Source organism: Paenibacillus sp. RC73 (genome assembly GCF_044908085.1).
GTDB lineage: Bacteria > Bacillota > Bacilli > Paenibacillales > Paenibacillaceae > Paenibacillus > Paenibacillus terrae_A.
Window position 1 is genome coordinate 1 of sequence record NZ_JBIYCV010000010.1, and the last position, 13449, is coordinate 13449.

Below are 13449 nucleotides of genomic sequence, written 5' to 3' on the forward strand. Positions count from 1 at the left end.
CATCGCATTCATGGAACTTTAGGCTATATGACGCCTATTCAGTATCGCCTTGCAGCCCTTAAAAAAGTTGTTTGATTTACTGTTGACAATCCAAAAGGGAAAGTTGGCTGGGTACTTCGAAAAGATTTAGGAGAGGCGGCAGCAAAAGTATTGGTTGGTGAAGGGCATGAAAATACCGTTTACGAGCTGTCAGGTAGATTAATGACTCAAGAGGAATTTGCTACCGTTCTCAGTGATGTATTAGGTAAAGATATACCTGTACAACAAGTAGATGACGCTACTTTTGCAGAAATGATGAAAGGAGCTGGAGTACCCGAAGCCTATATTCCGATGCTTGTAAAAACCCAAAAGGGCTTTCGTAATGGTGCATTAGAAGTTGAGAGCAACGACTTAGAGAAACTTCTCGGTCGTCCAGTTACTCCCGCTAAAGAAGCTCTAACTCAAATCATCGATGAAATTCGTAAGTCAGTATAATTTTCATTAATTTTCTTATGTAAATAGGCTGATGGAGGAGTTAGAAATTGCAGATCGACATCGGTTGAAACAATGTATGTGGAAATATAAGGGGCTCGGTGAGTTCGGACTTCTGGATCAGCGAGGACGACGAAAGGACTCTACCCTTATGATATCGGAAATGTGGACGAGGCACAAAGGAGAATTCAAGCCTATATTCAAAATCTATAACCAACATCGACCGCAACGAAGATTAAATAAGCTGCCTCCGGTTGAGTACCGGAAGCAGCTTATTTTCTTTTGTTATTTTATTTGTTTTTTTTCAGAATATCAAAAATGATCTTTGCATTATCTGTATTGTCGATAAGTCCCGCAAACAATTCTTTCCCTGGCCCGTAAGCATAGACTGGCACATCTTCTCCAGTATGACCACCTGTTGTCCAGCCAGCAAATGAACGAGTGTTGAAGATGGCTTCAATGGCATTATCGATTTTAACTTCGTCCTTTGTAGCAGAAGCAGTTTTGACCGATTGAACTTCACTTTCTGTAAGATCTAAGGAGATATATTTCTTAAGTGTATCTTCAACACTTGCGCCAGCAACAATTTCTTTAGCCATAAAATCTGGTGTGCGCGTTGCTGCTTTAATTGGTGCTGCATTAAAGTTATATTCTCCATTTGCACCGACCGAAAATCCGCCGGTAGAATGATCAGCAGTTGCAACTACTAATGTATTGCCGTCTTTCTTGGCAAAGTCGATCGCTGCTTTAAATGCTTTTTCAAAATCCGCCATTTCACTCATGGAAGCAACCACGTCGTTGTCATGACCTGCCCAGTCAATTTGGCTTCCTTCAACCATCAGGAAGAAACCATTATCATTTTTATTTAATCGGCTGATTGCAGCATTAGTCATATCTTCTAAAGAAGGTGTTTCTTTGGCACGATCGATTGCTTTATCTAGTCCACCTTGGGCAAATAGACCGAGAATTTGATCGTTTTTATTGTTCAGCAATCCTTCCCGGTCAGTGACATAACCGTAACCGGCTTTCTTGAACTCTTCAGTTAAGTTTCGGTCTTTACGTACAAAATTGCTTAGCCCACCACCAAGCAGGACATCCACCTTGTGCTTTCCATTAATTTTTTCATCAAAGTAATCATCAGCAATAGCGTTCATATTTTTACGGCTAACATCATGTGCGCCAAATGCTGCAGGAGTAGCATGAGTGATCTCAGATGTTGCAACCAAGCCGGTAGATTTCCCGTTTTCCTTGGCTTGCTCTAATACCGTTTTGACATCAGTTTTATCGTTATCTACGGCAATGGCAGCATTGTATGTTTTAACACCAGCAGACATTGCTGTGGCAGCTGAAGCGGAGTCTGTTATATTTTGAGCCTCATCTTCCGGATACGTCGTTTGAGCACCTACAAGATACTGATCAAACTCTGTTTTTTCCATGAGAGGGGTTGCCGGGTTATCTTTCATATACCGATAGGCAGAAATATATGATGGACCCATGCCATCACCAATTAAAAAAATTACATTTTTAATTTTTTGTGTGTCTGAAGCTGCTTGTGTAGAAGCTCCTCCTGACACAATGCCAGTAATTGTGATTGATGACACCATAACGATAGGTAATATTTTTTTGAAAAAATGGCCTAACATAAAGTACCCCCTATTATTTATTCGTAGATTACCGATGATAATCGGCTAACACATAGATAATATTAGTATTCGTATATGAAGGGAAAGATAGTTTTATGTAATCAAAATGTAAAGAGGAAGAAAAAGAAAGGAGAGCCATATCATTTTTTTTGGAAAAGCACCACTGGTTGAGTAGGGGATGACGTGTTCAAAGTATTTTATAAAAAAGAGGCTTGACTTTTGTTCGATTTTAGGCAGGTACTTGACAGGCATGTGGTATATTGAAAAAAAAGTTCAAACATCTACTAATGCTGGAGGTATATAGTGTATCAATACAAGGATCAGGAATATGAAGGTGTTCATTTTGATGGACACTAAGCTTTGAAGTGAATGGAGGTTTTTGTATGGTACCGTCTAGAGAACTTCTTTTTTATCCAATGTATGGCGTCTGCTCTATGGAGACTGGGGAGGAGAAAAGTGACTTACAAGATCTATTGAGTTGTTATAGCTTGTATTTTCCAAAACAAGAACTACACATGTTAATTCCCAAACAGAGAGCACAACAAAAGGGCATTCGTCCGTTGTCCAATGTAGATTCCATACTGAGTTCAAGGGCTCTATTTTTTGGAGAATATGCTCGATTGCCCTTTAACACGTCTGAACGTCGTATCGTTCTGCAAGCCAGGATCGAGTCGGGGTGTCTTCATGACCATTTTGGCATAATCAGGGATATGATTTGTGCCAAAGGCTACAATCTCAAACTGAATTCTCATGACAGGTCTATTCTAAGCTTGGCACGAGAGATGCTGGAAAGCGAGCTAATGTATGTTTTGAATATTTCAGCAGACGATGCCAGCACGTATTTAAGAGAGGATATTGAAAAGCGTCAGCGTGACTTCAATACTCAGAGGTATAGCTCGGTTGACAACTAGAACCTTTAGATTTTGATTATAGATAACCGGCCAAAGATTGGGAGTAGAATTTTCAGCCTTTGTCATCCCGCAAAAATGTGAAATATTAAAGAAGCAGCTCTATAAAGGGGCTGCTTCTTTATATTTATTACAAAATCATTCATTAATATTAGAAAAAAGTATTGCATATAGGTTTACTAGGCATTATGATAACAACAGATTTATATTTTTTCGTTCTTTAAAAAGGTATAAGGTTTAGACCTTAAAGATTTATGGATCGGAGTGTTCGTATGATAATCCAATCTCCTCTGCGCTTTGAGAAAGTATCAGCTAAAAAAGTGAGTGATTTTATTAGAGAGCAGTTGGAAGAGGCTATTATTCTAAAAGAGTTGCTTAGCGAGGAGCAGCTACCAACAGAGCGGGAACTCGCAGAGATATTTAATGCCAGCAGAATTACAGTCCGTGAGGCGCTATCCCAATTGGAGTCGAAGGGACTCATTGAGAAGAGAGTAGGTGCCAAGGGAGGGACCTTTGTTCTTCCCGTGACAGCAAACTCTCATAAACGTACCCGAGCAGAAATCGCAAAAGATTGGGAGCATATGTTGAAGGTCTTTGAATATCGGATGATTGTGGAACCTGAGGGTGCTTTTTTAGCGGCTGCGCGGATCACCACAGATGAACTGGACTTGCTTCAGCGTTATCTGGATCAGAGCATTGAAGCGGACTGTACTCGCGAATGGTTTCGGGCCTTGGATGTAAAGTTTCATTTAGCCATTGCCAAGGCATCGGGCAACCCATTTTGTGAAGCCGCTGTGAGGCAGATTCGGACCAAAATTAACCCATCGCTAGATCTCATGCCCTATGACGATCAGATTCGGACGGTGAACTACGACGTCCATACGGAAATTCTGAGTGCACTTCGGGCACGGGATGCTGAGAAGTCGCGGGAAGTGATGAGGCACCATATCGGACATTCCGCAGACGCCATTTATGCAAGACTGGTTGCAAAAGGCTAGTCGGTACTATACAGAAAAAATAAGATGATTCGAGCGGGGATGATAAAAATGAATATAAATGAACTTTTAGCATTATCCAGACCGCTTCAAGATCAGCTGATTGCTTGGCGCAGAGACTTTCATCGCCATCCTGAAACCGGTTATGAAGAGGTTCGTACATCGGGAATTGTGGCTGAACACTTACGTGAACTTGGGCTGGAAGTGATAACAAATGTAGGTAAAACCGGGGTTGTAGGTCTGTTACGAGGAAAAAGCCCGGGTCCTACAATCGGTCTAAGGGCAGATATGGATGCTTTACCGATTCAGGATGAAAAAACGGTTCCCTATCGGTCACAGATTCCGGGAAAGGCACATTTATGTGGGCATGATGCCCATACCGCAATACTGATGGGAGCCGCGCAGTTACTTACGAAGCTGGAACGGCCTGAAAGAGGAAATATCAAATTTGTCTTTCAACCAGCAGAAGAAGGTTTAGCCGGGGCCAAGGCTATGATTGATGATGGTGTGTTGGAAAATCCAAAAGTAGATGCGATGGCAGGACTACATATGTTCCCGGGTCTAAAGACAGGAACGCTTGGGGTCAGCAAAGGGGTAGCTTTTGCCTCCGCAGATAGCTTAACGATTAAGATTATAGGCAAAGGCGGTCATGCTGCCCGTCCGCATGAGGGGATAGACGCGATTGCCGTGTCCGCGCAGGTTATTTCTGCCCTGCAAAATATACCAAGCCGTCTGGTTGATCCGCTTGAGACCATTGTCATTACGATCGGAAAAATTAGTGGTGGCTACATGGGGGCAGCCATTGCACCGGAAGTCGAGATGATCGGCACCGTGCGAACTTTGTCGGCAGAGTTGCGCAGCCGGATGCCTGAACTGATCGAACAGGTAGTCCGTGGAGCATGTGAATCGTTCGGAGCCGGATATGAGTTGAATTATCGGCTTGGCTACCCGGTTGTTCAGAACGACCCGGATATGGTTGATTTAATGACCGAAACCAGTGAGCAACTGTTTGGCTCCAAGGAGTGGAACTACATCAAACCGTCAACAGGCGGGGAAGATTTCGCTTTTTATTGTGAGCAGGTACCCGGTGTTTTCTTCCGGTTGGGCTCGGGGAGAGGAGATGAAGATACAAGCTATCCATTGCATCATTCCAAGTTTGATTTGGATGAATCGGTACTGCCTTATGGAGTAGCCATGATGTCGGCCATAGCGCTGAATTTTTTGAAACAAAATAAAAATCGGGTTTGAGACGCTCAGAAGCAGCTGTGTGGCAATATACAACCTCAATGGACTGGAGTGGACAAGATGAATAGACATAAGTGGTTTACAAGCGGGATTACGTTACTGATTGCAGCAATTATCCTGGCAGGCTGCGGTGCCCCATCCACAGGCGGTAGTAAAGACAGTGCAGCATCGACATCGACTGACAGTAAAGTGCTGACGATAGCGAATGCTACGGATATTGAGAGCTTTGATCCTCATAACAATAACAACACTGCAAGTGAAGCCGTTCTGGTTAACGTATTTGACTACTTGTTGAAAAATGATAGTCAGCAGAAGAAAGTACCTGGACTCGCAACTTCTTGGGAAAAGGTAAATGATACGACTTGGCGTTTTCACTTGCGCGAAGGGGTTACCTTCCATAACGGTGATCCATTCACGGCGGAAGATGTGAAGTATACGATAGAAAGAGTTGCAAAGGATAACACGCTCAAACAAAATTCCTACTTTAAAAATATTAAAGAAGTGAAAGTGGTGGATGAACATACAGCAGATATCATAACCGACGGGCCAGATCCGCTGCTGCTCAATCGTTTATCCAAAATGGGAGCTGGGATCTTACCTTCCAAATATATTGAGAAAAATGGGATAGAGGCATTCCTTAAAAATCCAATCGGTACAGGCCCTTATAAGTTTAGTCAATGGATTAAGGATGATCGTGTAGTACTGGTTAAAAACGATAAGTATTATCAAGGTCAGCTGAAATGGGATCAAGTTGTTTTTCGCTCCATCCCGGAAGCCTCTACGCGTGTATCTGAGCTTCTCGCAGGCTCGATTGACATTGCTTCCGGAATCCCTTCCACCGATATAGAACGTATTCAAGGCGAAGACGGCAAAAAAATCGTTAAGGCACCGATTCAGCGAGTGCTGCAATTGATTTTACGTCAAAGCCAAGGCAGTGTTACGGCTAACCCGAAAGTGAGAGAGGCGATAGACCTCGCGATCGATAAAAAGGGAATCGTGGACAGCATCGCAGGCGGTGCGGGGATTGTTACTCGTACTTCCGTTACACCAGGTAATTTTGGTGCCGATCCTTCCTTGTATGAGAAATCATTATATGATCCGACTAAAGCCAAAGAACTGCTGAAGCAGGCCGGTTACACTGGTGGAGGTCCAGAATTAACCTTATCGGTATCCTCAATATACAAAGAGTATGCTGAGGTCGTAGCCGCCATGTTAAATAAAGAAGGCTTCAAAATTAAATTGGACGTACTGGAGCCAAGTGCTTTCAGTGAGCGTTATAGCTCCAAATCCTTCAAAGAAATGTTTATGATCGGCATTGGTAATTCCCTGTTTGATGCTTCCAATAACTATAATCGCTACTTGCTAGAAGAGTCTAAAGGCGAAACGGATTATAACAATCCGAAGGTAGAGAAGCTGTTGCAGCATGCCCTGACGAATCTGGATACAGCCTCGCGTGAAAAAGAGTATCAGCAAGTGCAGCAGATATTGGCTGAAGATCGTCCGGCCGTCTATCTTTTCCAAATGGAAGGGATTTATGGCACTGGTAACGGTGTGAATTTCCAACCGAGAAGTGATGAGATGTTCTATGCAGAAGATATTACACCTGCAAAATAAAACGAGAAGTGAACGGGCGGGGACCTCAATGAAGGTTCCTGCCCGTCCTTTTAAAAAAAAGCCTGCTGGTTATGGAGGTGACGGATTGAAAACTTATATCGCCAAATCGCTGCTGCAGGTGATTCCTGTACTGCTGATTGTCTCTCTGATTGTATTCATCCTGGTGAGGGTAACCGGGGACCCTGTAGCCCTGATGCTGCCGGAGACCGCTACAGCTGAGGACCGTGCAGTACTGACACAAGCGCTTGGGCTGGATCAGCCATTATATGCACAATACATTAAATTTATTGGCAGTGCCTTACAAGGCGATTTTGGCACCTCGTTTCGCTATGGTGAATCGGCTTTGCCATTAGTGCTGGAACGGCTGCCTGCCAGTTTTGAATTAGCAGTAGCCGCCATGTTTTTTGCGGTTATCATCGCAGTGCCGTTGGGCGTCATCTCAGCAGTCAAACGTAATACCTTTACCGATTTAATCATTTCCAGTTTATCCGTAGTCGGAAAGGCCATGCCTAACTTTTGGATGGGGATTATGCTCATATTGTTATTCTCCGTCATGCTGGGGATGCTTCCGGTGTCCGGTCGGGGCGGGATGGAGCATTTGATACTTCCGGCATTTACACTGGGTGTCGGTCTTTCTGCACAGATGACTCGACTCATTCGCTCCAGTATGCTGGACATTTTGAATCAGGACTATATACGAACAGCCCGAAGTAAAGGGATTCTCGAAATCGTAGTGATCGGAAAACACGCTTTTCGCAATGGATTGATTCCGGTCGTCACGATTATGAGCTTGCAATTTACGAGCTTGATCGGCGGCACACTGATTACAGAGACGGTATTTGCATGGCCGGGTTTGGGGCAGTTACTTGTCGTCGCTGTGAATACCCACGACATGGCTATCGTTCAGGCCGCTGTATTTGTGATTGCCTTTATTGTGGTTATCAGCAATATTTTAACCGATGTCGTTTACCGACTGCTTGATCCAAGAATTAAATACAACTAGAGAGGGGAGGAGGAAGTGTGGCAGGTATTCATGATGTACAAGCCCTTGGTCCAGACCCAGACCTGGATGGCAAAAAGCAAGCACAACCGTCTAGTATCGGGCGTATATGGAAGCAACTGTTACGAAGTAAAACCGGAACGGTCGGTGCAATAATCATACTGCTCGTTTGCTTAACGGCACTATGTGCCCCTCTGCTGGCCAGTCACAATCCTGCGGATATTGACCCGCTGAATCGTCTGAAGCCGCCCATGTGGCTGGCAGGTGGGTTGCCGGAGCATTGGCTGGGTACAGATAACCTGGGACGGGATATGTGGAGCCGTATCGTATACGGGGCGAGAGTTTCGCTTATCGTCGGTGTCGGTGCAGTTCTGGTCTCAGGCACTATTGGCGCAATTCTCGGACTCCTCGCCGGTTTTTATGGTAAATGGGTGGATGCCATCATTATGAGAGTTGCCGATGCCTTTTTGGCCATTCCGGCTATTCTGCTGATGCTGGTCGTCTTGGCCGTGGTGGGTCCTGGAATGACTACGCTTATTTTTGTTATTGGCGTTACGAATTGGGTTTCCTATACAAGGGTGGTCCGGGGCGAGGTATTGAGTATCAAGGAACGGGACTTCGTTAAAGCAGCCAAGGCGATTGGCTCAAAAAATAGCAGGATTCTGTTGAAGCACATTTTACCCAATGTCTTGTCTTCGTTCATTGTAATTTCTGGTATGAGCGTGGCGACAACGATTATTATGGAAGCTTCTCTTAGTTTTCTCGGATTAGGGATCACACCGCCAGCAGTGTCCTGGGGTGGCATGCTGAGCGATGGGAGACAGTATGTAGCCACGAGCTGGTGGGTTGCAACGTTTCCCGGTCTGGCGATTACCATCACGGTCCTGGGCGTCATTTTCCTCGGTGACTGGCTTCGAGACGTGTTAGATCCCCATATGAAAGCGAAAGAATAACAGAAAGCGGGGGATCGGAAAAGATGACCACGAAATTGCTTGAAGTGAACCATTTGAAAACCTACTTTAAAACGGAGGATGGCATCGTTCCTTCGGTCAACGGTGTCAGCTTCACTGTGAATCCAGGCGAAACGGTGGCTATTGTTGGAGAGTCCGGTTCCGGTAAAAGTGTAACCTCCTTGTCTATTATGGGTTTAGTGGCTGCGCCGGGTAAAGTCGTGGGCGGGGAGATTCTGCTTGAAGGCCGAGACTTACTCAAACTGTCCAAGGGGGAAATGCGAAAATATCGGGGGAACGAGGTATCCATGATTTTTCAGGAGCCGATGAGTTCGCTGAATCCGGTATTTACGATTGGTAACCAAATCAGTGAGGTCATCCGGCAGCACCAGAAGCTGAGCAAATCGGAGGCACGGCAGAAAAGTATTGAGATGCTAGAACGGGTAGGCATACCTGGTGCATCGAAAGTGGTAAGTTACTTTCCGCATCAGCTGTCTGGAGGAATGCGTCAGCGGGTGATGATCGCCATGGCCTTGGCCTGTCAGCCTAAACTGCTGATCGCTGATGAACCGACGACGGCACTGGACGTTACGATTCAGGCTCAAATTTTGAATTTAATCCACAAGCTGAGCAAGGAAGAGAATACAGGCATCATTCTCATTACCCACGATTTAGGTGTCGTCGCGGAAATGGCGGACCGGGTGGTCGTGATGTATGCCGGGGAAGTGGTCGAGGAAGCGGACGTATTTGATTTGTTTGAAAAGCCGGGTCATCCTTATACGATTGGTTTGCTAGGATCACTCCCCAAGCTTACTGAACAGAGAGAATGGCTGGATTCCATTCCCGGTACCGTTCCTAATATGATGCAGATGCCGAGCGGCTGTCCATTTCATCCCCGCTGTCCTTATGCCCAGGAACAGTGCACCAAGATTCATCCTGAAATACAAGCAAAGGATCAAGGACACTATGTCAGATGTTTGCGGATGGAGGAGGTGTCAGTATGAATGAGACAGCACAGGGAATACCGCTTCTCGAAGTGAATGGGCTTAAAAAATATTATCCTATGAAAAAGGGCTGGTTTTCCCAAAAAAGCGGTTATGTACGGGCGGTTGATGGATTGAGCTTTAAGGTGATGCCTGGCGAAACCTTAGGTATTGTAGGTGAATCGGGTTGCGGCAAATCAACAACGGGACAAATGATTACACAACTGCTGGAACCCACGGAAGGCGAAATTCGTTTTCAAGGGCAAAGCCTGTCTGATTTAACGGACGAAGAAGTCCGCAAAGTCAGACGAGATTTACAGTTTGTATTTCAAGATCCGTACTCTTCTTTAAATCCGAGGATGAAGGTCTTTGATATCGTCGCCGAACCGCTTCAGATACACGGGATTGCTAAAGGGAAAGAGCTTAAAGCTGAAGTTTTTCGACTGTTGCAGACGGTAGGATTAGGTGCTCATTTAGCAGATCGGCATCCCCATGAATTCAGTGGTGGACAGCGGCAGCGGATCGGCATAGCGAGAGCGCTTGCCATGAAACCGAAGCTCATTGTTTGCGATGAACCTGTATCTGCGCTGGATGTGTCGATTCAGGCTCAGATTTTAAATTTGTTAAAAGAGCTTCAGCAGCAGTTCCAGCTTACCTACATTTTCATCGCTCACGGTCTGCCCTCCGTCAAGCATATTAGCGATCGCATCGCAGTGATGTACTTGGGAAAAATCGTGGAGCTTGCAGATCGTGATGAGTTGTTTGCACAGCCACAGCATCCGTATACAAAAGCGCTGCTTGAGGCAGTGCCCGTTCCAGATCCGAGGCTGCGTAAAGAACGGATAACACTGACGGGTGAGATCCCCAATCCCGCTAATCCGCCTTCAGGCTGTACTTTTCACACGCGTTGCCCATATGCACAAGAGGTATGCCGCCAACAGAGTCCACTGCTCGAAGAGCATGCTCCAGGGCATATTGCGGCCTGCCATTTTCCCCTGCATAAGCAGATGGCTTATGAATAGATAAACCTTTGGAAGTAGGATTTAACCGAAAAAGGAGGGCTACTCATGAATAAACGACAGATTGCACCGGAGGATTTATACGGATATCAGTGGGTCAGTGATCCGGCAATAAGCCCCGATGGAACGATTGCCTACGTCCACAAAAGCATAGATCGTTCAAAGAATGACTACCATACGCACATCTGTGTCGTATCGCTTTTTGGGGCTGACGATAAGCCGTTGACCGATGGCAATAAGGATTCAGCTCCTGCTTGGTCACCCGATGGATCACAGCTTGCTTTTTTACGTGTGGTGAATGGAAGCAAGCAGCTATGGATGGTTCCGGCTGATGGTGGAGAGGGACAGCGACTGACCGAGGTGAAGCGTGGAGTGGGTGCATTCGTCTGGTCGCCGGACGGGAAGTATATTGTATTTACAAGTATGGTTAGTATAAACGCCGAGCGAGAAGCCATGGCGCTTGAGGAATATAGCAAGCAGTCTGGTGAGCGGGGGCGTATCGTGGATCGCACCACTCCCAAAGCTGAGGGATCGGGCTGGTGGAACGGTCTATTTAGTCATTTATTTGTCCTGGAGCTTGAAAACGGCCGGGTAACCCGAATAACCTCGGGACCTTGCAATGCTTCTTACCCTGTATGGTCCATAGACAGCAAGCGGATTTCGTTTTTGTCCAAACGTGTAGAAGACGACAAGCTGGATGCAGACCTGTTTTCGTTTTCGGATGTGTATACGGTCGATTGCGACGGCAGTCATCTGGTGAAGGTTACGGATTCCAGCTTGGCGATCAGCCAATTTTCGTATGCACCGGACGGCAAAACATTGACTCTGATCGCCAGCGATCGTATTTATGGCAGTGGTAGCCAGAATCGACTGTATACCGTGCCTGTTACGGGGGGAGCCTCGGAACTATTGTTTCCTGAATTGGACATGCAAATCGGCAACTTCGCTTTAAGCGATATGAAATCCTTTGGTCCGTCTCTATCTCCATTATATGCTCCTGCGCGGTTGAGGACAGAAATGTATGTGCTCGGGACAGTGCAGGGTGCTGTTCATATATACCGCATCACAATGGACGGGAATGTTCAAGCGGTGACTGGCGGAAGTGATAGAGATATCTATCAGTACACGCTATCTGCTGATGGTCGCTATCTGGTTTTCGCTGCACTTGATGCGGACCGGCCTGGAGAGCTGTATCAAATGAATCTGGAGACAGGGGAAGAGAAGCGGCTCACACGCCATAACGACGATTACATGGCCTCCTTGCAGGTGAGTGTACCGGAGTCTTTTTGGTTCGAGGCTTCGGATGGATTCAAGGTACAAGGATGGATCTTCAAACCGACTGGACTGGGCCCTGGAGAACGGGTTCCTTTGATTTTACAAATTCATGGGGGACCCCATGCAATGTATACCGGCGCGTATAGCCATGAGATGCAGACACTCCTTGCACAGGGATATGCTGTGCTGATGACCAATCCACGCGGTAGCTTCGGTTATGGTCAGGATTTTGCACAAGCCTGTCGGGGAGACTTTGGAGGAGGAGATTATCAGGATGTACTGAACGCCTTGGACTTTGCGCTGAACCAGTTTGATTATATAGACGAAACCCGGCTCGGCGTGGCTGGCGGCAGCTATGGAGGCTTGATGACCAACTGGATCATTTCTCACACGAACCGATTCCGCGCCGCCGTTACGCAGCGATGCATCTCCAATTGGCTATCCTTCTATGGTTTGAGTGATATCGGTATTTCCTACACGGAGGGTATCGTTGGGACTAACCCGTGGGAAGATCCTGAGCTGCTCTGGTCCAAGTCCCCACTGGCACATGTAAATAACATCGAAACTCCGCTGCTGATTTTACACGGTGAGGAAGACCTGCGTTGCCCGGTTGGACAAGGGGATGAGTTATATACAGCCCTGAAGCGGCTGGGCAAAACAACACGCCTCATTCGCTATCCCGGGTCCAATCATTCTTTGCTGAAGAGTGGTAAACCATCTCTACGTGTAGATAACTTTGAGCAAGTGGTGTCCTGGTTTAATTCCTACTTGAGTAAAGGAGTTGACTCCGATGAGTAAAGTGCAATTGTCGATTCCGGTTGCCTTGCTGATCGAGAACTTGCGTACAAGTGGTGAACCGAAAGACGTCATCATTGAGTGTATCAAAAAACAGGAATTTTCTCCTTTGCTCGGCAAAGTTAAAGAAAAAACAATGGATTTCAAAGAACGTTGTCAAACGGCAGAAGACATAGGGGACGAGTGGGAAGAAGCGATCCGCAGCGGGTATGAATTTAAGTTTTTACACATCAATGGGCTGAAAAGGCTGCTTTATTTTCGTTTTGATCGAACCATAGATCAGGATTATAAGCAGGATGGAATCATGTTGAAGGGTCTGCACCTTGATCCTATCGAAATTGATACCTTGCAAGGGCTGATTGGCAGGCAGTGGCAGGTGATAAAGGAAGAAAATGAAGTAGGCAGTGTGCAGAAGCCCGTAAGTATTAAGCTTTTATATCGAAATGATGATAGCTTTTAAAGGGAAGATCAGTTACCATAGCTGCGCCCAACAGTCCTGATGAGCATTTTTGATCGGGACTGTTTTTTATTTTATGGGCTAATTAATAAAC

11 protein-coding genes and 1 pseudogene are annotated in these 13449 nt (G+C 45.8%); 11 read left to right on the forward strand and 1 reads right to left on the reverse strand.

The genetic code is table 11. The features are described 5' to 3' along the window. Positions 1 to 96 precede the first annotated feature (96 nt). A pseudogene (locus tag ABH897_RS21250) lies at positions 97 to 474 on the forward strand (Rossmann-fold NAD(P)-binding domain-containing protein); the annotation flags it as partial. Between the two features lie 287 nt (positions 475 to 761). On the opposite strand, the gene ABH897_RS21255 reads toward ABH897_RS21250, so the two are convergent. Then, positions 762 to 2114: an alkaline phosphatase gene (locus tag ABH897_RS21255; RefSeq protein ID WP_283653417.1), complete on the reverse strand. Its 1353-nt coding sequence runs from the start codon at positions 2112 to 2114 to the stop codon at positions 762 to 764. A 383-nt stretch (positions 2115 to 2497) separates the two neighbouring features. Here ABH897_RS21255 and ABH897_RS21260 point away from each other — a divergent pair, with 383 nt between their 5' ends. The 10 genes from ABH897_RS21260 (at position 2498) to ABH897_RS21305 (ending at position 13358) form a co-directional block, all read left to right on the forward strand. Next, entirely contained in the window at positions 2498 to 3025 is a 528-nt protein-coding gene (locus ABH897_RS21260; RefSeq protein ID WP_283653416.1) for a hypothetical protein, read from the forward strand. A gap of 269 nt (positions 3026 to 3294) precedes the next feature. Then, a complete protein-coding gene (locus tag ABH897_RS21265; protein WP_283653415.1) occupies positions 3295 to 4020 on the forward strand; it encodes a FadR/GntR family transcriptional regulator in 726 nt (241 codons plus the stop codon). Between the two features lie 48 nt (positions 4021 to 4068). Beyond that, positions 4069 to 5265, forward strand: coding sequence for a M20 metallopeptidase family protein (locus tag ABH897_RS21270; protein ID WP_283653414.1), 1197 nt, complete (start codon positions 4069 to 4071; stop codon positions 5263 to 5265). A gap of 57 nt (positions 5266 to 5322) precedes the next feature. Continuing rightward, a complete protein-coding gene (locus ABH897_RS21275; protein ID WP_404592678.1) occupies positions 5323 to 6876 on the forward strand; it encodes an ABC transporter substrate-binding protein in 1554 nt (517 codons plus the stop codon). Between the two features lie 85 nt (positions 6877 to 6961). Beyond that, complete coding sequence (locus ABH897_RS21280) at positions 6962 to 7879, forward strand: ABC transporter permease (protein ID WP_044644592.1); 918 nt, start codon at positions 6962 to 6964, stop codon at positions 7877 to 7879. Positions 7880 to 7896: 17 nt separating this feature from the next. Then, entirely contained in the window at positions 7897 to 8829 is a 933-nt protein-coding gene (locus ABH897_RS21285; protein WP_283653413.1) for an ABC transporter permease, read from the forward strand. 23 nt (positions 8830 to 8852) lie between these two features. Continuing rightward, a complete protein-coding gene (locus ABH897_RS21290) occupies positions 8853 to 9830 on the forward strand; it encodes an ABC transporter ATP-binding protein (RefSeq protein WP_044644590.1) in 978 nt (325 codons plus the stop codon). Further along, positions 9827 to 10831, forward strand: coding sequence for an ABC transporter ATP-binding protein (locus ABH897_RS21295; RefSeq protein ID WP_283653412.1), 1005 nt, complete (start codon positions 9827 to 9829; stop codon positions 10829 to 10831). Before ABH897_RS21290 ends, ABH897_RS21295 begins: the two co-directional genes overlap by 4 nt. Before the next feature lie 45 nt (positions 10832 to 10876). Continuing rightward, the gene (locus tag ABH897_RS21300) at positions 10877 to 12901 is read left to right on the forward strand and encodes a S9 family peptidase (protein ID WP_404581185.1); all 2025 of its coding nucleotides are present in this window, start codon (positions 10877 to 10879) and stop codon (positions 12899 to 12901) included. Continuing rightward, the gene (locus ABH897_RS21305; protein WP_283653410.1) at positions 12894 to 13358 is read left to right on the forward strand and encodes a hypothetical protein; all 465 of its coding nucleotides are present in this window, start codon (positions 12894 to 12896) and stop codon (positions 13356 to 13358) included. Before ABH897_RS21300 ends, ABH897_RS21305 begins: the two co-directional genes overlap by 8 nt. Positions 13359 to 13449 lie beyond the last annotated feature (91 nt).